Annotated in this window: 21 protein-coding genes, 1 tRNA gene and 1 pseudogene; 13 read left to right on the top strand and 10 right to left on the bottom strand. The window is 66.3% G+C overall.

Annotation, left to right across the window (positions count from 1 at the left end):
• Window positions 1-120 precede the first annotated feature (120 nt).
• Window positions 121-1218 (top strand): poly-gamma-glutamate hydrolase family protein, encoded by a 1098-nt coding sequence (locus tag CQY20_RS29235; protein ID WP_097944103.1) that lies wholly within the window; start codon window positions 121-123, stop codon window positions 1216-1218.
• Window positions 1188-2270 (top strand): serine hydrolase domain-containing protein, encoded by a 1083-nt coding sequence (locus CQY20_RS29230; protein ID WP_234816473.1) that lies wholly within the window; start codon window positions 1188-1190, stop codon window positions 2268-2270. Before CQY20_RS29235 ends, CQY20_RS29230 begins: the two co-directional genes overlap by 31 nt.
• Window positions 2271-2273: 3 nt before the next feature.
• Here CQY20_RS29230 and CQY20_RS29225 read toward each other — a convergent pair whose 3' ends face one another.
• Complete coding sequence (locus CQY20_RS29225) at window positions 2274-3368, bottom strand: glutamate--cysteine ligase 2 (RefSeq protein ID WP_097944113.1); 1095 nt, start codon at window positions 3366-3368, stop codon at window positions 2274-2276.
• A 260-nt stretch (window positions 3369-3628) separates the two neighbouring features.
• Between CQY20_RS29225 and CQY20_RS29220 the strand changes: the two genes are divergently transcribed.
• Both CQY20_RS29220 and CQY20_RS29215 read left to right on the top strand, forming a co-directional pair.
• Complete coding sequence (locus CQY20_RS29220; RefSeq protein WP_097944111.1) at window positions 3629-4444, top strand: LLM class F420-dependent oxidoreductase; 816 nt, start codon at window positions 3629-3631, stop codon at window positions 4442-4444.
• Window positions 4445-4774: 330 nt separating this feature from the next.
• A tRNA-Arg gene (locus tag CQY20_RS29215) sits at window positions 4775-4847 on the top strand.
• 371 nt (window positions 4848-5218) lie between these two features.
• On the opposite strand, the gene CQY20_RS34615 is transcribed toward CQY20_RS29215, so the two are convergent.
• A complete protein-coding gene (locus tag CQY20_RS34615; RefSeq protein WP_133119159.1) occupies window positions 5219-6673 on the bottom strand; it encodes an FtsK/SpoIIIE domain-containing protein in 1455 nt (484 codons plus the stop codon).
• Between the two features lie 333 nt (window positions 6674-7006).
• On the opposite strand from CQY20_RS34615, the gene CQY20_RS36360 reads away from it, so the two are divergent.
• Together CQY20_RS36360 and CQY20_RS29195 are read left to right on the top strand one after the other, a co-directional pair.
• Window positions 7007-7345: an alpha/beta hydrolase family protein gene (locus CQY20_RS36360; protein ID WP_474630428.1), complete on the top strand. Its 339-nt coding sequence runs from the start codon at window positions 7007-7009 to the stop codon at window positions 7343-7345.
• Window positions 7346-7434: 89 nt separating this feature from the next.
• A complete protein-coding gene (locus CQY20_RS29195) occupies window positions 7435-7644 on the top strand; it encodes a hypothetical protein (RefSeq protein ID WP_097944094.1) in 210 nt (69 codons plus the stop codon).
• A 188-nt stretch (window positions 7645-7832) separates the two neighbouring features.
• Here CQY20_RS29195 and CQY20_RS36025 read toward each other — a convergent pair whose 3' ends face one another.
• Entirely contained in the window at window positions 7833-8207 is a 375-nt protein-coding gene (locus CQY20_RS36025; protein WP_272938840.1) for a hypothetical protein, read from the bottom strand.
• Between the two features lie 226 nt (window positions 8208-8433).
• Here CQY20_RS36025 and CQY20_RS29185 point away from each other — a divergent pair, with 226 nt between their 5' ends.
• Window positions 8434-8868 (top strand): DUF6319 family protein, encoded by a 435-nt coding sequence (locus CQY20_RS29185; RefSeq protein WP_097944092.1) that lies wholly within the window; start codon window positions 8434-8436, stop codon window positions 8866-8868.
• A 9-nt stretch (window positions 8869-8877) separates the two neighbouring features.
• On the opposite strand, the gene CQY20_RS29180 is transcribed toward CQY20_RS29185, so the two are convergent.
• The 3 genes from CQY20_RS29180 to CQY20_RS29170 all read right to left on the bottom strand — a co-directional run bounded on the left by CQY20_RS29180 (window position 8878) and on the right by CQY20_RS29170 (window position 11631).
• Entirely contained in the window at window positions 8878-9657 is a 780-nt protein-coding gene (locus CQY20_RS29180; RefSeq protein WP_097944090.1) for a SigB/SigF/SigG family RNA polymerase sigma factor, read from the bottom strand.
• A 99-nt stretch (window positions 9658-9756) separates the two neighbouring features.
• Window positions 9757-10791, bottom strand: coding sequence for an alpha/beta fold hydrolase (locus CQY20_RS29175; protein WP_234816472.1), 1035 nt, complete (start codon window positions 10789-10791; stop codon window positions 9757-9759).
• Between the two features lie 150 nt (window positions 10792-10941).
• Window positions 10942-11631, bottom strand: a complete 690-nt coding sequence (locus CQY20_RS29170) for a GAF and ANTAR domain-containing protein (RefSeq protein ID WP_097944088.1) — start codon at window positions 11629-11631, stop codon at window positions 10942-10944.
• A gap of 201 nt (window positions 11632-11832) precedes the next feature.
• Here CQY20_RS29170 and CQY20_RS29165 point away from each other — a divergent pair, with 201 nt between their 5' ends.
• The 4 genes from CQY20_RS29165 to CQY20_RS29150 all read left to right on the top strand — a co-directional run bounded on the left by CQY20_RS29165 (window position 11833) and on the right by CQY20_RS29150 (window position 16007).
• Window positions 11833-13065, top strand: coding sequence for an acetyl-CoA acetyltransferase (locus CQY20_RS29165; RefSeq protein ID WP_097944086.1), 1233 nt, complete (start codon window positions 11833-11835; stop codon window positions 13063-13065).
• Window positions 13066-14583, top strand: a complete 1518-nt coding sequence (locus CQY20_RS29160; protein WP_097944084.1) for a carotenoid oxygenase family protein — start codon at window positions 13066-13068, stop codon at window positions 14581-14583. It begins immediately after the preceding gene.
• A 41-nt stretch (window positions 14584-14624) separates the two neighbouring features.
• Window positions 14625-15470: a winged helix-turn-helix transcriptional regulator gene (locus tag CQY20_RS29155; protein ID WP_097944107.1), complete on the top strand. Its 846-nt coding sequence runs from the start codon at window positions 14625-14627 to the stop codon at window positions 15468-15470.
• A gap of 183 nt (window positions 15471-15653) precedes the next feature.
• Window positions 15654-16007 carry an Hsp20/alpha crystallin family protein gene (locus CQY20_RS29150; RefSeq protein ID WP_234816471.1) on the top strand — a complete coding sequence of 118 codons (354 nt, stop codon included), beginning with the start codon at window positions 15654-15656 and terminating at the stop codon, window positions 16005-16007.
• Window positions 16008-16031: 24 nt separating this feature from the next.
• On the opposite strand, the gene CQY20_RS29145 is transcribed toward CQY20_RS29150, so the two are convergent.
• The 3 genes from CQY20_RS29145 to CQY20_RS29135 are packed head-to-tail and all read right to left on the bottom strand — an operon-like array spanning window position 16032 to window position 17828.
• The gene (locus CQY20_RS29145; protein ID WP_097944105.1) at window positions 16032-16628 is read right to left on the bottom strand and encodes a GNAT family N-acetyltransferase; all 597 of its coding nucleotides are present in this window, start codon (window positions 16626-16628) and stop codon (window positions 16032-16034) included.
• Window positions 16625-17056: a hypothetical protein gene (locus tag CQY20_RS29140; RefSeq protein WP_097944080.1), complete on the bottom strand. Its 432-nt coding sequence runs from the start codon at window positions 17054-17056 to the stop codon at window positions 16625-16627. Before CQY20_RS29140 ends, CQY20_RS29145 begins: the two co-directional genes overlap by 4 nt.
• Before the next feature lie 10 nt (window positions 17057-17066).
• Window positions 17067-17828, bottom strand: coding sequence for an alpha/beta fold hydrolase (locus CQY20_RS29135; RefSeq protein ID WP_097944078.1), 762 nt, complete (start codon window positions 17826-17828; stop codon window positions 17067-17069).
• A gap of 46 nt (window positions 17829-17874) precedes the next feature.
• Between CQY20_RS29135 and CQY20_RS29130 the strand changes: the two genes are divergently transcribed.
• Window positions 17875-18321, top strand: a complete 447-nt coding sequence (locus CQY20_RS29130; protein WP_097944076.1) for a cupin domain-containing protein — start codon at window positions 17875-17877, stop codon at window positions 18319-18321.
• Here the strand turns inward: CQY20_RS29130 and CQY20_RS29125 are convergent.
• On the bottom strand, window positions 18311-19036 hold the full coding sequence (locus CQY20_RS29125) for a 3-keto-5-aminohexanoate cleavage protein (RefSeq protein WP_097944074.1): 726 nt from the start codon (window positions 19034-19036) through the stop codon (window positions 18311-18313). The genes CQY20_RS29130 and CQY20_RS29125 overlap by 11 nt on opposite strands.
• 140 nt (window positions 19037-19176) lie before the next feature.
• Here CQY20_RS29125 and CQY20_RS36265 point away from each other — a divergent pair.
• Window positions 19177-19371, top strand: a pseudogene (locus CQY20_RS36265) (IS30 family transposase); the annotation flags it as partial.

Here is a 19371-nt window from a genome sequence, read left to right as displayed (position 1 = left end):
CCGCAGGGTCCTCCCCCACCCCCGGCGCCGTTGCCGCCCGACTGCCCGCCGATCAACATCCCATTCCTGGCGCCGGCACGGTGCGGCGGGCTGTAGGCGTTCGCCTATAGGCTGGATTGGATGCATCGCCACAGCTACTTCGCGTACGGGTCCAACCTGTGCGTGCAGCAGATGGCGCTACGGTGCCCGAACGCGCGCAATCCGCGGCCCGCGACGCTGACCGATCACGACTGGTTGATCAACGAGCGCGGCGTGGCCACCGTCGAGCCATTCCAGGGTTCGACGGTGCACGGCGTTCTGTGGGAGGTCGACGACCACGACCTCGCCACGCTCGATTCCGCCGAGGGCGTGCCGGTGCGGTATCGCCGGGATCGGCTGATCGTGCAGACCGACGCGGGTCCTGCCGAGGCGTGGGTGTATATCGACCACCGCGTCGACCCCGGCCCGCCGCGGCCCGGCTACCTCGAGCGCATCATCGACGGCGCGCATCACCACGGGCTGCCGCACCGCTGGATCGATTTCCTCCGCCGTTGGGATCCGTCGAGTTGGCCGGTGCCCAAGAACAACTCGGGTCCCGGTGCGCCGCAATCACTTTCAGAGCTGCTGGCCGATCCCCGCGTACGGGAGGAAAGCACGCTGCGATCGCCATTCGGGTTCATGGCGATCCACGGCGGCGGGCTCGAGCAGATGACCGATGTGATCGCCGAACGCGCGGCCGACGCAGCGGGCGCGTCGGTATACCTGCTGCGGCATCCGCAGAACTATCCGCACCACCTGCCGTCTCGGCTCTACGATCCGGCCGAATCCGACCGCCTCGCAGAGTTTCTCGACCACGTCGAGGTCGTCGTCTCACTGCACGGCTACGGTCGGCTGGGCCGCAGCACCCAGGTGCTCGCCGGCGGCGCCAACCGTGCGTTCGCATCGCACGTGGCCGACCACATCGCGGTGCCGGGCTATCAAGTGGTGACCGACCTGGGCGCGATCCCGCGCGAGCTTCGAGGCCTGCATCCCGACAACCCCGTCAATCGCGTGCGTAGCGGCGGCACCCAGCTCGAACTGTCGCCGCGGCTGCGAGGCATCAGCCCGCGCAGCGCGCCACCCGACGACGACGGTCTGTCCCCTCCGACGTCGGCGCTGATCCAGGGCCTCGTCGCGGCGGCGCACAGCTGGCGACTAACGTCGGCTCAGTGCACCGGCCAATCCTCTTCGCACTCATAGCCTTTCTGGTCGCGGTTGCGGCTCCCGCCCATGCCGACGTTCGCGCCGTCGACGCCGCACTGTCGCGGGCGGTCGAGACGGGTGACTTGCCCGGCGGCGTCGTCGTCGTGCGCAACGGCGCCGACGTGATTCGCTACAGCGCGGGCCACTCCGACGTCGACGCGGGCATCCCGTTTGAGCCGGACACCCATGTCCGCGCGGCCAGCATCACGAAAACCTTCGTCGCCGCAACGGTGATGCAGCTCGTCGCGGAAGGTCGGGTGAACCTCGATGCGCCGATCGAGACGTATCTGCCGGGGCGAATCCACGGCGACGGCATCGACGGCAACGCCATCACGGTGCGGCAATTACTGCGCCACCAAAGCGGTTTGCCCGAGTACTTCGACGACGTCACCGCGATTCCCACTCAACCCGTGACGGCCGACCAGCTGCTCGACAGCGCGCTGGCCCGGCCGGCGCAGTTCGCGCCGGGCACCCAGATGAAGTACACCAACACCAACTACATCGTCGTCGGCCTGCTCATCGAAGCCGTCACCGGCCGTCCGGCCACCGACGAGGTCACCCGTCGCGTCATCGCGCCGCTGGGCCTTCGCGAAACCTATTTCCCCGCACCGGGTGACACCGGGCTGCGGGCACCGTTCGCCCACGGCTACGAACGCGAAGACGGGGTGCGCACGGACGTCACCGACTTCAACGCGTCGGCGACCGGGATGTCGGGCATGCTGGTGTCGACCAACGAGGACCTGTCGGCGTTCATCGGCGCGCTCGTCGACGGTCGCGTGGTGCCGCCCGCGCAGTTGCGCGAGATGATGCAGACCGTTTCCATGCCCAACCGTGACGGCGCGATGAGCTACGGCCTCGGCCTTGCCGCGATGTCGCTGCCCTGCGGCGTCACGGCATGGGCGCACGGCGGCGATCTGCTCGGCTATCACAGCGTGATGGCCAAAGCTCCCGGCCGCGAGGCTATTTCGGTGACACTGACCCAGGATCCCGACGTGGCGAGCGTGTCGGAGGATCCGCGGGCAGACATTCTCACCGCGCTGTACTGCTAGCTTTCACTCCAAGGTCGCGGCGGCCGCTTCGGCGAGGACGTCGGCGATGTCGTGTCTGCGCTGCCATGCCCGCCGCTGCCGCATGGCGCCGTTGCCGTGTTCGGCGATGCGCGTCATTTCGGAGCGCACCATGTCGTAATCGCCGACCGATTCAAGTGCCGGCCGGATGTGGTCGACAAGCCCGTCGAGCAGCTGCACTGTCGGCACCGCCGCATGGCTCTCGGTCAGGTCGATCGCATGCCCGTCGAGCCCGTCGCGCGCGGCCTTCCAGTAGGCCGCCCGCAGCGCGTGGTCGGCCAGCGGGGGAAGCGTGTCACCGCGCCGCTCTTCCGCCAGCGCCGTCATCACGCAACCGCGCACCAGCGCGGCCAGCAGCACCGTCTCGGCCACCGTCGCGGGCACATCGGCGACGCGCACCTCGACCGTCGGGAAATTGGCCGACGGGCGCACGTCCCAGTAGGTCATTCCCTCGTCCAGCATCGCGCCGGTGTTGAGCAGCATCCGGACGACGGCGTCGTACTCGTCGGCGGACTCGAAGTGCGGCGGCGGTCCCGCGCTGGGCCAGCGCTGCCACAGGATGCTGCGCCAGCTGGCGTAGCCGGTGTCGGCGTTGCGGTACACCGCCGAGTTGGCGGCGACGGCCAGCAGCAGCGGAAGCCACGGCCGCAGCCGGTTGCTGACGCGGACGGCGGCTTCGCGGTCGGGCACGGCGACGTGCACGTGGCAGCCGCAGATGCCCTGCTCGTGGGCGATCATCCCGAACCGCTCGCCGATCTTGCGGTAGCGGGAGGTGTCGGTGATCGGGAATTCGTGCGGCACCGTCGGCGGCAGTCCCACCGCCAGCAGCCGCGCGCCGTCGGCCTCGGCGGCTTCGGCGGCGATGTGGCGGAGCCGGGTCAGTTCGGAGCGGAGTTCGTCGGTGGTGGCCGCGACCTCCGTCGTCGTCTCCACCTGGCAGGTGGTCAGCTCGAGTTGCAGCTCGACGCCGCGCGCCTCGGCACGGCGGGCGACCGACGCGTTGCGCGCGACGGGTTCACCGGAGGCGGGGTCGACGAGAAGGAATTCCTCCTCGACACCGACTGTGGGATGACTGGCCATGGGCTTGAAAAGTTGATCCGGCCCGCCGGAATTCTCGTCGACGGGCCGGATCACGCGATGGCTCCTTGCGGTTGTACTCCGCGGGGCCGCGAAGTCTGGCGGCCTGAGTATTGCCCCGAACGGTTTCGCGCCAAACATGAAAATGGGGCTTGATTTTGACGCTGGTTTATGCGTCCCGGGTCGTGAATTCTGTGGCGCCACAACCACTCATGCAAAAACCAGGGAGTTCGGCAGTGGCGGACATCACCTACGATCGCGGGGTGGCCAGAGAGTTCCGGTTCGGCGTCGGCCTGCGTGTCGCCAAGTCGTTGTCGGCGGTGCAGGACGCGGCGCGTCGCGCAGAGGACCTCGGCTTCGACGTCTTGCACCTGCCCGATCACATCGGGGCGCCCGCACCGTTTCCGACGTTGATGGCCGCGGCCGCGGCCACCGAGAGGCTGCACCTCGGCACGTTCGTGCTGAATGCCTGCTTCTACAAGCCCGCGCTGCTGGCCCGCGACGTGGAGGCGCTGCGGGACCTGTCGGGCGGGCGCTTCGAGCTGGGGTTGGGTGCCGGTTATGCCCAGCACGAGTTCGAGGCCGCCGAACTGCGGTACCCGAGCGCCCGCGAGCGGGTCGAGTACCTGGGCCACGTCACCGAGCACATCCGAGAGCATCTGCCCGATGTGCCGATCCTGATCGCGGGTAACGGCGACCGGCTGCTGACGATAGCGGCACAGCAGGCCGACATCATCGGGCTGACCGGCGGCCAACCGATCAGCGACGAGTCCGATCTATTCGCCGAGCGCATCGACTTCGTGCGCCGCGCGGCCGGTGACCGGTCTTTGGAGTTGAACCTCGCGATCACGGCAATGCCTCGCGACGAGTCGGGTCAGCCGGACGTGTCGATCACGCGGCGATTCCTGCCGCACCTGTCCCACGAGGAACTGTTGTCGACGCCCGCGGTGCTGTCCGGGTCGACCCGCGACATCGCCGACACCCTTCGCGGCTACCGCGACACCTACGGCGTCAGTTATTTGATTGTCCAGGACAAGCATGCCGAGGCATTCTCGAAAGTAATCGCCGAACTGCGGTAAGCGGCTTCGGCGCGCGGTTTCAGATGGACCGAGCCGGGGAACAGTCTTTCGTCATGGGAGTGCCGTTTGTGCAGCGCAGCGACGGGGTCAGGCGACCTCGCCGCACGGTTGCGCGTACTCGCCGCGCCATCGTCATGGCTTGGCACTGCCCATCGTTGTTCGCCTGCTGGATCCGCGAGGGGTATCCGGAATGGGCACCGCGGCGCGGGCATGTAGCGCTCGTCGCGATGTGTGGCCGGGACGGGTCGCTGATCGACCAGCGGCCCCGCCCGGCCCACTAGCGCAGGGCCGGAGTGCCGTGCACGCCGCGCGGTAAGCTCCCAGCGTCCCGCCCTCGTAGCTCAGGGGATAGAGCACGGCTCTCCTAAAGCCGGTGTCGCAGGTTCGAATCCTGCCGGGGGCACTCGTTTTCGCTGGTCAGCGATGGTTTTCAGGTGCTCGCCGACTGGCCTCGGTTTGTTGCGGTCGTTGCGGTGGTCGGTGATTGGTTGGCATCAGACGACGCAGCCTGGCTGCCGATAGTCAATCGCCTGGCATCAGCCGCCGATGAGCGCGGCCTCTTTGCTCAACGCATCAGGTGCAGCGGATCGGCCGGAGAAGCCCCTCAAACTCGGAGCTGGCCAGAAACCTGACACGGTCGACCCTCACGCAATGGCAGCCGACGATCGAGGGCAACCTGCGACGGTTGCCGCGTCCTCACTGGACTCAGCCGACGATCGTGCATCGAGTCGCGAAACCGTGTGCTCTCCGAGTGCCCCCTAAGGATTCATCGGGTCACGTGCCGGCCCAGGGCCGGCGTGTGTCCGAATTCTGCGGTTCCGTCTGGCTTGTCGACGCCGGTTGAATCTCGGCGCCAACGGTCAGATCCATAAAGGCGCCGCGAAGTAGATCCAGTGGGTTAGCAGTGAGACCCGCAGTGGCCCGTATGTGTTCGGCGACCGCATTGTCGGGAACGAATGGACTTCTGAACCGAACCTCGAAGCCTTCAAGCGAGCTCACACCGACACCGATAGGAGCACCGACCGGACTCGTCGCCGAATCCGTCGAGAATTCGCCCAGCACTGCCACTGCCGATTCGCGGGTACGAACGGAGAAGCACACCCGTAGCGCACAGTTGTCACGAGTGCTAGTCGGGATGCTGTTAGCGGTCGGCCTTTGGGTGCTGAGAATAACCAGAATGCCAGCGGATCTTCCGCGCATAACCAGGTCCCGAACGATGGCATCAATCTCCGCGCCAACGGCTTTCGACTCCTTTGAAGGGAAAGATCTAGGATCCAAATACAATTGACACTCATCGATGACGACAACCACGACGGGATGCAGTCGACTGGGTCCAGCAGACCAAAGGTTCGCGCGGCCATAGAGTTCGCGCGCCTTGCGCAAGCGTTCGTGCATCAACATCTGCACGTCTCGCAAGGCATCTCGGACTGTTTCGAGCTTCCCAGCAGCGTCGCCACCGATATAGCGATAGGCCCGCGGGGCCAGCCCGTCCAAGTCGTAGCCTCGCTTGCCGTCAATCAGAAGCCATTGAATGTCGTCTCGTTCGGCCAGCGAAGCGAGTGCGAATGTGAGCCAGTTGTTCGTGCCGCTGCCAGGGAGCCCGCCGACGACCACCCCACTCAGATTGCGGCAGGATTCCGCAACCCAGCGGCCTTGCTCGTCGACGCCGAGCGGCAACTCCCATCCGCGTGAACGCGGAACCGATGAAAGCGCATTGGGCGCGCCGAGCGGATCGCGCACGCGCAATTGCAGTTCGAATGTCCCTGGTTTCGGCTCGGCCACTGCCACTTCCCGCACCCTCAGCGTCGAGCTCAGTCGACCGCAGTAACGCTGCCAAACATCGCGGCTTTGGCCCGGCGCACCATCCACGGTCACCGCCAGCCCATACGGCGCCTCAGTCACTTCAGCCACAGTCGGTATGTATCGAACTGAGCGCCGGTCGCTCCAGGCGACCCCAGTCATGACACCCCTCGCCCGAGCAGAGCGCGTTCGTCGCAGATCGGCATCGACACACAGACCCAAGATCTCCATCAGGTCCGCCCACTTGTCGCGTTGCAGGACGATAGAAGATGCGTAATACAGTTCCGCTCCGAACATCGCAAAACGCCGATGACGCCGGAAACGCATCGCGACAGCAATCGCAGCGCCTAGTACCGCCGACGCGCAAATTAACCCGAACAACAGATTGCCGAACCCGGCAAGGGCAGCAACACACCACGCGAAAATCACGATTCCCGTGATAACTACGGTCCGACGAGCACGCACGGTCGGCCCTCCCCTCCGTGCCTCCGGCGATGTTCCGGCGCGTTCGAATCCCGGCGCCGAACCCCAGAATCGCCTGACGCACATCGTCTATAGCCCTTTGACGGTGGCGCGCCGGATATCGTATCTGACTGATTGCAATCGCGACACACCGAAACACGGATCAATCCCGAAACTTGATGGAGATCGGCCACTTGCCGATAACGCTTGCCGCAGGGCCCACACGCGCGACCACTGTTTTCAGTGAGGACGTCGTAAGGCGTTGTCTCAAAGTCTTTTTGAAAGGTCCAGGCAACCGAAGTGGCGAAGGGGATCCGTATCACGGCTGACGAACGCGCACGCCCGCTAAATGGAGCGCGAGTTAGCGACCGCGACCTGAGGCACGAACTGTCGCTGCTGCAACGTTTGGACTCCCCGACTGCCCCTTTGCTTTTCGCGCACGGCGCCAACGACATCAAGGTGCCGCCCGAGGAGTCGGAGCAGATGTATGACGCTTGCGAGCCCTCGGCCCCACCCTCGAACAGCCGATGTTCGACGACGATGGTCACGAAAATCGCCAAGCGTGAGAACCAAGCGGTGCTGACCAAGGCCATGTGTGATTGGCTTGTCTCGGCGTTCGGTCCCACGCACGACGTGTGACCGAATCGTCGGCCGTAGCAATGTCTACCGAGATTGTCGCGGGTAGATAGCTGCGCGCGGAGTAGAGGTGGCAGAACGGATGGAGGCACATGAAAGGCGGCAAAATTCTCAGCGTTCTCGCGGTGGTCTGGTTGCTGAGCGGTGCGGTTGCCGCGTACCAGCGCGATTACTTCTCCGACAGCGAAATCACCTGTGCGACAGTGGCGAGCATCGCCATGACCGTGGTTGTCGGGCCGATGAACTACAGAGGAGTCAACGCGGAGGCCACCGACTGCCAGCTACCGGAACCCAGCCAGTAGTTAACTGGCAGTTGATGATTGGGGTGGCCACGATTGTCCCGGGAGCGATCCCGCTTGTTGATGGTTTGCTGGTCAACCTGTCGATCCTGGCCTACCTCGGTGTGCAACTGCTCGTCATCGGCGCGGTGTAGCGCATCCCGGCGTCCGTCGGACGGCCCGTCGGTGGCCGCAGGATGTGGCACTGACAGCTAACCGGCGCGCCCGGCCGTCGTGACGGCGCCGGGCTTCACCGAATGCGGCGTCGAGTTCAACAGTCCGAACGTCGCTTGTGCCATCAACCGGGCGCCAGACTCGCCGAGCGCGAAGTCCAGGTGAAAGTCGATCAGGCCGTCGAGCGCTTCCCCGGGGTTCGCCGACTGTGCGACGACGGCCGTCGTCCCCGCCAGCAGCCGGCGCGTGCAAGAACGGTGGTTTCCACATTCGCCTCCGCGAAGGAGCCCTGGGTTGCAGCCGGGGGCTTCGCAGGTCAGCGGCTCGACGGTTGACGGTGCCGTCAGGATGGGCCGAGCAAGGGCACGTTCGGGCCCAATCTCGTGGAGTCGCCTCCACGTTGGATCGATCATTCGAGAGCGTAGCGTCAGCCTGTAGGAATACAGTACGCCTCTATTGTCAAAGTCACTGCTGCTCAGCGCCTTTCGCGATTTTGAAGCGATCGAGCCTTATGTGCACGTCTCGCCTGGGACAGGGGAAGAAAATTGATCTCTGGCCGAACATATGTTCTAATAATTCGGGAGCCAGCCCGTAAATGCGGGCGACGTTCAGAAGGACGTTAGGAGAATCGCCGTAACGATGACTGTTGACACTCTGCCAGCCGCAGCGCCGTCCACCGACGTCGACACTCCGGAAATCTCGACTTCATCCGAGAGCACTCCGCCCGAGAGCACGCCAGCGCCCGAGGCGCCCACCGCCGCGGAGAAGCCGAAGAAGGCCCCGGCCAAGAAGGCGGCAGGCAAGAAGGCCAAGACTCTCGAGCTGACCCTCACCGTCACCGGCACGGCCGACGGCGAATGGCGCGCCGAGCTCAAGCAGGGCAGCAGCTATCTGGCCCGCGATCTGGCCGTCGCGGCCGCCGCCGTCTCCCGCGCGGCCAAGGAACTGCACGAGGACCTCTCGACGCCGATCGATCAGGTCATCGAAGAGGCCCGCGCCCAGCAGGCCGCCAAGGTCGCCGCCCTTGAAGCCGAGCTGGAAGCCGCCCGCAAGGCGCTTGCCGATCTGGAGTAGCCGGACCTATCACGCCGGTTCGAGCACGTCGACCTGCCGCCGCAGCGTCGCCAACGATTTGGCGAGCAGCCGCGACACGTGCATTTGAGAGATGCCGACGCGACGGGCGATCTGGCTCTGCGTCATGTTCTCGAAGAAGCGCAGCTTCAGGATCGTCTGTTCGCGCTCGGGCAGGGCGGCCAGCAGCGGTCGTACCGTGTGGATATCGAGAACCTTGTCCAGGTTGGCGTCTACGTCGCCGAATGTGCTTGCCAGAGAACGTCCCTCGTCCTCGTCACCCGCGAACGCCGGCGTGTCCGACGACAGCGTCGAGTACGCGCTGGACGCGATCTGTGCCTGCACAACCTCTTCCCGGTCGATGCCGAGTTCGGCGGCGATTTCACTGGCCGTCGGCGCGCGGCCCAGTCGCTGGAACAGCTCTTCGCGGCACCAATTCAGCTGCGCGTTCAACTCTTTCAGCCGCCGCGGGACCTTGACCGCCCACCCGTGGTCGCGGAAGTGGCGGCGGACCTCCCCCATCATGGTGGGAATCGCAAACGCCAAGAAATCCGCGCCGTTGTCGGCGTCGTACCGCTTCACCGCGTTGACCAGCCCGACGCGCGCCACCTGGACGAGGTCTTCAACGGGTTCGCCCCGGTTGCTGAAGCGCCGGGCGATGTGGTCGGCGAGCGGCAAGCAGCGCTCGATGATGGCATCGCGACGACGCGCATACTCGACTGATTGCCTGTCCAGTGTCGCGAGTTCTCGGAAAACCTCTGTCAGGTCGTCATATGTTGCCGGCGGTTTCATGGCCAGCCCCCTTTGTTCCGCCGATATAGCGGCTCGGGGCTGAACCTGTGAACGTTCGGCGAGGCTCGGCAGATCTCGCGTAATCGTGGTAACGACCGCTCATCCAGCTTTCGGATGACGAGGCCGATGTGTCGAGCCTACGCCGCCGAAGCCGCTGGCCCTCCGTAATCGCCGCACCCAGGACTGTTCGGAGTATTCGCACGGCTTCGTCGATGCCAAAAAGTCCTGGATCGGCTCGAGCAGTCGAGCGCTGTGCGTTTCATGCGGGTAATGCCCGGCGCCGTCGATTTCGACGGTTACCGCATCGGGTACACGGGCCGCGAAGTCCCGATGATGGTCGGGCGGAATGGTGGTATCGGCGCTTCCCCACGCGGCCAGCACCGGGACGCCGTGCAGCAGCCCGGTGTGACGTCGGGCGCTGACCGCCTGCCCACGCCAGTTGATGACCGATCGGGCGGTGCGGATGAACGCCGTTCGCTGCTTGCTGTCGCGAAGTGCTGTCAGCAGGTCGGCGATCTGCTCGGCGTCGGGCCCCGACAACCACGCCGGTAGCGCAGCCATGGTGCGGCTGGTCACCGCCGCCGGGAGTCGGCCGAGGGCTGCGATGATCGCGTCGGCCCCCGGAAGCGTGGCGGCCCTCAGCGCGACGCTGACCTCGGGGCCCAGCCCTCCACTGCTGATGAGGAGCAGTCGGTCGACGCGTTCGGGAAACTGGTACGCCGTCTGCAACGCGATGCCGCCACCAAGGCTGTGACCGACCACCGAAAAACGCTTGTGCCCCAGTGCCAACGTCAGATCCCGCAGCGCGCAGGCGTGCGCACCCAACGAGTAGTCGCCTGCGGGCAGATCCGACTCGCCGTGACCCGGCAGATCGGGGGCGATCACCGTATGGGTGCGGGCCAAGTCGTCGATCAGGTATTGCCAGGTCTGTCGCGTGCCGCCCAGCCCGTGGACCAGCAGAAGGGCAGGCCCGTCGCCTGCCACGGTGTAGGCGATCGACCCGACGGCAAGGTCGATTCGACGCTCTTGCGGCGCAGCGACTAGGTCCGATGCGCTCGTAGTGTCCAGCGTGTCTGTAATGAGGGCGCTCCCGTCACGGCGATATTGATTGCCCGGTGTATACCCGCTGAGCACCGGTTTAGTCGTGACGTCGCTTACCCAGCACTGCCGCGCCGGCTCCGGGGCCCCGCCACACGAACCCCCAAACCGACACTTGGGCGCGAATTCGCGGCGTGTCGCAACCCAAATGTCGGTTTCGGCGCAGAAAGGGGGGCGGTTCCGCTGTCACGCGGTTTGTCGGGTGTCGATGACGCGTTGCGCAACATCGATGAGCCTGGTGTTGGTGTCCTGAGACAGCCGCCGCAACATGTCGAAGGCGCGCACGTCGTCGACGCCGTAGCGCTCCATGATGATGCCCTTGGCCTGACCGATGCGGTCACGGGTGGACAATGCCGACTGCAGTTCCTCCCCTTCGCGGCTGGCTAGAATCGCTGCTGCGGCGTGCGCCGCCAACACCGTGCCGATCGTTTCTGCTTCGCTGTCAAAAGCGTTGGGCTCGAAGGCAAATAAATTCAACGCGCCTGCCGTCCTGCTGGCGGTGTAGAGCTTGAGCGACAAACCGCTGCGCACACCGACCTCGACGACCGCAGGCGAGTACTTCGGCCAGCGGTGTTCGCTGCGGAAGTCGTCGGTCCGGATGATCACCTCGTCCAGCGCCGCCTGCACGCAGGGCCCCTCGTTGAAGGTCATCTGCAGCACGTCGAGTTGGTGCGGCAGGTCGTCGGTGCCCGCCAACGAGTCGAACTTGCCGCCCTTGCGGATCATCAAGATTCCCGCGCTGTCGGCGCCAGGGATCAACTCGACGGCAGTCTTGGTGACGTCGGCGAGCACGTCGTCGACACTGCTCGGAGACGCGACGTTTCGAGCCAAGTCGGCCATCCGCACAGCGAGTTCATGGTTTCGCTGATTGATCATCAACGCAGAGTTCCCCAGAACCGACGTACGCACACCGAACGTTTGTCATTTGCCGAGGTTGGCAATGCTGCGTGTCAGGTGGGCGCGGCGGTCGACTGTCGCGCCCGCTGAGGTCTCGTCGGTTCAGACCTGGAGCCGACGAGGCCGCCCTATTTGGTCTTCCCGCTTTAGTCACTCTGTTAGTTGTAGTACGGTGTTCCCATGGCCAGCGCCACGATCGTCTGGATCCTCGGCGGCTATCAGAGCGACTTCACCCGCAACCTGGCCCGGGAGGGCCGCGACTTCGCCGACCTGACCACCGAAGTGGTCGACTCGACGCTCGCGGCCGCGGGAGTGGGCGCCGACGCCATCGAGGTCGTGCACGTCGCCAACGCATTCGGCGAATTGTTCGCGCGCCAAGCACATCTCGGGGCGATGCCCGCCACCGTGCACGAAGACCTCTGGGAGACACCGTCATCGCGTCACGAAGCGGCATGCGCGTCCGGTAGCGTCGCGGCCTTGGCCGCGATCGCCGATTTGCGCTCCGGCGCCTACCGAACGGCGTTGGTCGTCGGCGTCGAACTGGAGAAAACGGTGCCCGGCGACACCGCCGCGCAGCATCTCGGCGCGGCCGCCTGGATCGGCCACGAGGGCGACGACGCCAAGTTCATGTGGCCCAACATGTTTGCCCGCGTCGCCGACGAATACGACAAACGTTACGGCCTCGATGACGCCCACCTGCGGGCAATCGCCGGCCTGAACTTCGCCAACGCGCGAGCCAACCCGAACGCCCAGACCCGCGGCTGGACCGTACCCGACCTGACGGTGCGCGGCTCCGACGACGACGCCAACCCCGTCATCGAAGGACGACTGCGCCGCTTCGACTGCAGCCAGATGACCGACGGCGGCGCGGGTATCGTCCTGGCGACCGACGACTTCCTGCGCGATCATCCCTCGGTCCGCCCCATCGGCCGGATCGAGGGCTGGGGCCACCGCACCGTCGGCCTCGGCCTGCAGCAGAAGCTCGACCGGTCCGCCGCCAACCCGTACGTGCTGCCGCACGTCCGCGGCGCCGTGGAAGATGCGTTCGACCGCGCCCACGTCCGCCTCGACGACGTGGACGGTTTCGAGGTGCACGACTGCTTCACGCCCAGCGAATATCTCGCGATCGACCACATCGGCCTGACCGGGCCCGGCGAATCCTGGAAGGCCATCGAGAACGGCGACATCGAGATCGGCGGCGCGCTGCCGATCAACCCCAGCGGCGGGCTCATCGGCGGCGGCCATCCCGTCGGCGCCTCGGGCGTGCGGATGCTGCTCGACGCCGCCAAACAGGTCAGCAACACCGCGGGCGACTACCAGGTCGAGGGCGCAAAAACGTTCGGCACTTTGAACTTCGGCGGCAGCACCGCCACCACCGTCAGCTTTATCGTCGGATCGGCAGAGGGGTTATAAATGGACGTCGAGATCGTCGGCAAGTGGCTGTCGACCCTGCCCGAGGACGATGACCATCCCTACCGGACGGGACCGTGGCGCCCGCAGACCACCGAGTACAACGCCGACGACCTGGAAGTCGTCGAGGGTGAGATCCCGCGCGACCTCGACGGGGTGTACCTGCGCAACACCGAGAACCCGCTGCACCCGTCGCTGAAGTTCTACCATCCGTTCGACGGCGACGGCATGATCCACATCGTCGGCTTCCGCGACGGAAAAGCCTTCTACCGCAACCGATTCATCCGCACCGACGGGCTGCTCGCCGAAGACGAGGCCGGCGGTGCGCTGTGGCCCGGCCTGGCCGAACCGATCCAGGTCGCCAAACGCGACTACGGCTGGGGCGCGCGGACACTGATGAAGGACGCCTCCAGCACCGACGTCATCGTGCACCGTGGCACCGCGTTGACCAGCTTCTACCAGTGCGGCGACCTGTACCGCGTCGACCCGATGACGGCCGAGACGCTCGGCAAGGAGGACTGGCGCGGCGGATTCCCCTTCGACTGGGGCGTGTCGGCGCATCCCAAGGTCGACGAGGCCACCGGCGAGTTACTGTTCTTCACCTACAGCAAGCAGGCGCCGTACATGCGTTACGGCGTGGTCGACGCAGACAACAACCTGGTGCACCTCACCGACGTCCCGCTGGCCGGTCCGCGGCTGCCGCACGACATGGCGTTCACGACGAATTACGCCATCCTCAACGACTTTCCGCTGTTCTGGGACCCGAAACTGCTGGAGGCCGACATCCACTTCCCCGGATTCCATCCGGACATGCCGTCGCGGTTCGCGGTCATCCCGCGCCGCGGCGGTCCCGACGACATCCGCTGGTTCGAGGCCGACCCGACGTTCGTGCTGCACTTCACTAACGCCTACGAGGACGGCGACGAAATCGTGCTCGACGGCTTCTACGAAGGCGACCCCGTACCCGTCGACACCCTCACCGGTGACAAGTGGCAGAAGGCGTTTCGCTTCCTGGCGCTCGACCGGCTGCAGACCCGGTTGCGCCGCTGGCGGTTCAACCTGGTCACCGGCGCAACCACCGAGGAGCAGCTCACCGACAGCATCACCGAATTCGGCATGATCAACGGCGGCTACGCCGGCCTGCCCTACCGCTACGCCTACGCCGCGACGGGCAAGCCGGGCTGGTTCCTGTTCGACGGGCTGGTCAAGCACGACCTGCACACCGGCGCCGAGGAACGCTTCGGCTTCGGCGACGGCGTCTACGGCAGCGAAACCGCCATGGCGCCCCGACTCGGAAGCGCCGCCGAGGACGACGGCTACCTCATTACCCTGACCACCGACATGAACGACGACGCGTCCTACTGCCTGGTGTTCGACGCGACCCGGGTCAGCGACGGCCCGGTGTGCAAACTCCGTCTGCCGGAGCGCATTTCCAGCGGCACCCACTCGACCTGGGCCGACGGCGCGTCGCTGCGGCGCTGGCACAGCACCGACACCGCGGCCGAGGCGATCGGGCTCTAGGGCCGGTGGCGCCGCGGCCGCAGCCCAACGCCGTTGCCCGCATGCTCGGGCTGTTGGGCGACGAGTGGACGCTGCTGGTGCTGCAGCAGGCCCTCCTCGGCGCCACCCGCTACGGCGACTTCCGCTCCGGCCTGCCCATCTCCGACGCGGTGCTGACCAACCGGCTGCGCACGCTGACCGCCGAAGGCCTGTTGGAACGCCGTGTGTACCAGAAGAATCCGCCGCGCGCCGAGTACCTGACCACGCCGCGCAGCCGCTCCCTGTGGCCGATGCTGGTGTCGATCTGGGCCTGGGAGCGACGCTGGGTAAGCGACCATGTGCCCGCACTGCCCGCCATGCGACACACCGCCTGCGACGCGGAGTTCGCACCACAGGTGATCTGCCGCGCCTGCGGCGAGCCGGCGAGCGACAAGGACGTCGTCGCGCAGTGGGGACCGAGCGGCACCTGGGCCCGCTCGATACCGGCGGTGACGACGCGGCGCCGGTCGGGGTCGGCCGAGGCAGGCATGTTCCCCCAGACGATGAGCGTGCTCGGCAACCGCTGGGGCTTCGCGATCCTGGTCGCCGCGTTCGTCGGCTTCAGCCGGTTCACCGACTTTCAGACGCAGCTCGCCGCTCCGCCGGGCTCGGTGGCCGACCGGTTGTCGATCTTCGTCGCCAACGGCGTGCTCGTCGCCGCCGACAACCGGTACCGCCTGACCGAGAAGGGCCGCGGCCTGTTCGCGGTGATCATCACCGCGCTGCAGTGGGCGCAGCGCTGGTTCGAGGCGCCGGAAGGGCCCGCGGTGGAGTTAGCTCACACGGCCTGCGGCCGGCGCTTCACCGCGGGCCTGACGTGCGACCAATGCGGGGGCAGGCTGCGCGGATCACAGGTTGCCAGGAGCTAGCACTCTTGACAGCAGAGTGCTAATATCCGAGGTGCACAATGATTTAGCTGCCCGCCAGGGTGGCGGGCACCATCACGACACAGGAGGTGAATTGCTGTGCTGTCTGATCCGTTCAGTGACCTTGAAGCCTTGACCCGGGGCTTGCTGAGCACCGGATCAAATCGCGCTCCTCGGTTCATGCCGATGGACCTGTGCAAGATCGATGACCACTATGTCTTGACCGCCGATCTTCCCGGCGTCGATCCCGGCTCGGTCGACGTGAGTGTCGACAACGGCATGCTGACGATCTCTGCGCATCGCACCGCGCGCGGTGACGAGGGTGTGCAGTGGATGGTGAACGAACGATTCTTCGGCAGCTACCGTCGTCAGCTCACGCTCGGCGAGGGCATCGACAGCGACCGCATCTCGGCGACGTACGAGAACGGTGTGCTGACGGTGACGATCCCGCTCTCCGAGAAGGCCAAGCCGCGCAAGATCGAAGTCGCGCACGGCGGCGAACAGAAGAGCATCGAGACCACCACGGTCGACGCTGGATAAACCGAGGAGCAACGGGTCGCGGCGCTAACCGTGGCGGTCCAGTCGAAATTGCAGGTGCCTTCTAACCGACAGCCATTCGTGATCGAGGACCGAATACACCACGGTGTCGCGCCGCGACCCGTCAGGCAACAGTTGGTGGCTGCGTAGCACGCCGTCGAGTTTCGCGCCGAGCCGCTCGATGGCCGTGCGGCTGGCGAAGTTGAAGAAGTGCGTGCGGAATTCCACTGCCACGCAGCCCAATACCTCGAAGGCGTGCGTCAGCATGAGCAGCTTCGTTTCGGAGTTGACACCGCTGCGCCGCGCCGATTCGCCATACCACGTATTGCCGATCTCGAGCCGACGATTGCGCGGGTCGACATTCATGTAGCTCGACGACCCCACCACGGTGCCGTCCAACCGGCGCACCACGAACGTCAGGCCCGTGTCGGGTCCCTGCACGCTCAGCCGCATGTCCACCCACTCGGCCGCCGTCTGCGGCGATGGCGCACCGGTGTACCACAGGTTGCCGACATCGCCGTCGGAGGCGGCCGCCGCGATCTCGGAAACATGCTCGCGGGTAAGCGGTTCCAGCATCACCCAACGCTGCCCGGTCAGGGTGACCGGTTCGATGAAGCCCGTCACGAGCGCCGCCCGACCGACGACCACGCCACCACCATCGTCCACACGGACAATACGATAGCGACCACGGTCACACCGGCACCGATGTAGAACCCGTACCCCGCAGAGATCGGTGGGTGCACGTTGAGCCGGTAATACCACATCGTCAAAGCCCCGATCAGCACCGAGATCGCAAGGGCGGCAGAGGATGCCGCCCGCGCCGACAGCCCGCGGGCCGCCATTGCACCCGCCACGATCAGCGCCGACGCCAGCAGCGCGATCAGTTGGCCCGCGCCGAAGCGCGGCGGCAGTGACAGGCTCCCGACGATCCCACCCAACGCGTTGGCACGTCCACCGCCGTCGGCGCTGGTCGTCAGCCACGGCAGCCACACCGCGACAGCAAGGATCGCGGCGCACAACGCGACAAGCCAGCCGGGGCTCAGGCGACCCATGGCGCCAAGACTATCCGGTGTGCCGCAAGGTCCATGTGAGCGCGTAGTCGGCCACGTCTTCCCACCCGCGGACCGCGGTGATCAGATGCGGTCGATTCTGAAACACCTTGAAATCGGTCGCCGCACGCGATCGGCGGTACCGGTTGTAGTTCTCGTAGACCACCGACGCCGGCATCAGGTGGTCGCGGTCGCCTGCGATCAGCAGCAACGGGGCGCGGTCGCTCTTCGTGAAATCCACTGTGCTGGGCGCCGTCGACTTCGGCACCAGGTCGGCAAACGCGACGTCGAACACCGCACGCCCCGGTGCGGGGATCGTCAGCCGCGCATGCAACTCGTCGGACTCACTGCGCGACAACGTATTCGCAAACGCATAGTGGAAATGCCCGGGCGTGATCGGCACTTCCCGATGCCGGTTGCGCGGGTCGCGCAGGACGAAGGCCACAGATCTCAGCATCGACAGCGGGGCCCGCAGCACACCGCGCGGCTTCGACGGCTGGATGGCCACGCCCGCCGTGCCGACGCCGCGGCCCAGCAGCAACTGTGTGATCAGCCCGCCCATCGAATGCCCGATGAGAATCGGCGGATCGGGCAGCGACCGCACGAACGCCTCGAAGTGGTCGGTCGCTTCGGCCAGTCCGATGTCGGGGCCTTCCGGCCAGGCCGGCGCGTGCACGCAGAGGCCCGCATCGCGGTACCGCTCGACCCAGGGGGCCCAACTGGCCGCGGATAACCACAGGCCGTGGATGAGCACGATCGGCGTGGGACTCGACATCGTTCTCTAGTGTGGGTCATTGACACGGATTCGAGGTGGTTATGCGATGAGCGAGCTTCCGGACTGGGCAAAGCGGCTGAACCTGTCGCCACATCCCGAAGGCGGCTATTTCCGGGAGACCTGGCGAAGCGGTCTGTCGATCCCCCAGTCCGCATTGCCGATGGATTACGAAGGCCCGCGCAGCGCGGGCACCGCGATCTTGTTCCTGCTCATGCCCGGTCAGCAGTCGGCTTGGCATACGGTGCGCAGCACCGAGATATGGCTCTTCCACCGCGGCAGCCCGCTGTTGCTCGAGTTCGGCCCCGAACAAGACAGGGCCGCAACGCATCTGCTCGGCGCCGACATCGTCGCCGGTGAGCACCCGCAACTGGTGATACCGCCGGGCAACTGGCAGCGGGCGCGGCCCCGCGACGACGAGCCGTCACTGGTCAGCTGCATCGTGGTGCCGGGGTTCGACTTCGCCGACTTCTCGATGGCCGCGTCTACCGACTGAGCAGTTCGATCGCGGCCGACACCAGTGCGGCGTTGTCGGGTGCGGGTGAGCCGTCGGGCAACAGCAGCGTGTCCTCAAGGCCGATGCGGGTCTGCACCCCGCGCGCGCCGGCGTGTTGCAGCAGCGGCCAACAGCTTTCGTCGACGCCGTGCAGGAGCACCGATGCGGGCGAGCCCGCCGCCATCACCGCAGACAGCACGTCGTCGGCGACGGTGGTGTCGGCGTCGGGCCCCAGTTCGACCATCACCCGCAGGCAGTGCTCGGCGACCTCCGATTCGGCCCACGCCTCGGCCGCCTCGGCGTGGAAGATGCCCGCCTCCACGCCGATGCCCATGCCGAGCAGCAGCTTTGCCAGCGGTTCGGCGCCGTCCTCGTGCCAGTTCACCGACGCGAAGTCGGGTCGTACCCGCCAACCTTCGACGGTGCGCAGGCGTTGCTCCGGGTCCGGCAGCGCCCACGCGCCCGTCGTCACCCCAATCGGCAGGCCGGGCACGCCGTGTCGCGCGGCATCGACCGCGGCACCGACGACGTCGGGGTGCAGCGAGTCGACGCCGTCGGCGGTCTTGGGGTGCAGGTGCACCGCCTTGGCGCCGGCCCGGTGCACGGCCAGCGCGGCATCGGCGATCTGCTGCGGGCTCACCGGCAGGGCCGGGTGCTGATCGGGCGTGCGGGCGCCGTTGATGCAGGCCTTGACGTAGGTGTTCGGGCTTGGCATGCCCCCATCTTCTCTCCTGATGCCCAACTTCTCTCGCGAGCAGACGCTCGTGCCCGCAAAAGCCCAGGCGATTTCTGGGGGTGATTGCAACAGCCACCTTGTTGGAGGTTGTTGTGTATCTGAAGGCTTATCCCTGGATTATGCGTCAGTTCTGGGATCGCGTTCGGGATGGGATGTCTGCTGGCGAGGCTGGGTTAGCCGTCGGCGTGTCGGTCCGCAGCGGACGCCGGTGGTTTGCTGACGCTGGCGGGGTGAGACCTAAATTTCTTGACGAGGGGCCGCGGAAGCGGCCGCGGTTGACTCTGGGTGAGCGTGTAGTGATCGATGTGGGCGTG

The sequence above is a fragment of the Mycolicibacterium agri genome, assembly GCF_002553505.1.
In the GTDB taxonomy this organism is placed as follows: domain Bacteria; phylum Actinomycetota; class Actinomycetes; order Mycobacteriales; family Mycobacteriaceae; genus Mycobacterium; species Mycobacterium agri.
The sequence above is the reverse complement of the archived record's forward strand: the minus strand, read 5'-3'. Positions and strand labels throughout refer to the sequence as shown.

Coding starts and splice junctions, on each gene's coding strand:
- CQY20_RS29180 (WP_097944090.1), bottom strand. CDS start 9,657: ATGAAACCGCCGGCAACATATGACGACCTGACAGAGGTTTTCCGAGAA.
- CQY20_RS29170 (WP_097944088.1), bottom strand. CDS start 11,631: ATGATCAATCAGCGAAACCATGAACTCGCTGTGCGGATGGCCGACTTG.
- CQY20_RS29130 (WP_097944076.1), top strand. CDS start 17,875: ATGAGCGAGCTTCCGGACTGGGCAAAGCGGCTGAACCTGTCGCCACAT.
- CQY20_RS29140 (WP_097944080.1), bottom strand. CDS start 17,056: ATGGGTCGCCTGAGCCCCGGCTGGCTTGTCGCGTTGTGCGCCGCGATC.
- CQY20_RS29235 (WP_097944103.1), top strand. CDS start 121: ATGCATCGCCACAGCTACTTCGCGTACGGGTCCAACCTGTGCGTGCAG.
- CQY20_RS29165 (WP_097944086.1), top strand. CDS start 11,833: ATGGCCAGCGCCACGATCGTCTGGATCCTCGGCGGCTATCAGAGCGAC.
- CQY20_RS29155 (WP_097944107.1), top strand. CDS start 14,625: ATGCTCGGGCTGTTGGGCGACGAGTGGACGCTGCTGGTGCTGCAGCAG.
- CQY20_RS29150 (WP_234816471.1), top strand. CDS start 15,654: ATGGACCTGTGCAAGATCGATGACCACTATGTCTTGACCGCCGATCTT.
- CQY20_RS29225 (WP_097944113.1), bottom strand. CDS start 3,368: ATGGCCAGTCATCCCACAGTCGGTGTCGAGGAGGAATTCCTTCTCGTC.
- CQY20_RS29135 (WP_097944078.1), bottom strand. CDS start 17,828: ATGTCGAGTCCCACGCCGATCGTGCTCATCCACGGCCTGTGGTTATCC.
- CQY20_RS29160 (WP_097944084.1), top strand. CDS start 13,066: ATGGACGTCGAGATCGTCGGCAAGTGGCTGTCGACCCTGCCCGAGGAC.
- CQY20_RS29195 (WP_097944094.1), top strand. CDS start 7,435: ATGAAAGGCGGCAAAATTCTCAGCGTTCTCGCGGTGGTCTGGTTGCTG.
- CQY20_RS36025 (WP_272938840.1), bottom strand. CDS start 8,207: ATGATCGATCCAACGTGGAGGCGACTCCACGAGATTGGGCCCGAACGT.
- CQY20_RS29125 (WP_097944074.1), bottom strand. CDS start 19,036: ATGCCAAGCCCGAACACCTACGTCAAGGCCTGCATCAACGGCGCCCGC.
- CQY20_RS29185 (WP_097944092.1), top strand. CDS start 8,434: ATGACTGTTGACACTCTGCCAGCCGCAGCGCCGTCCACCGACGTCGAC.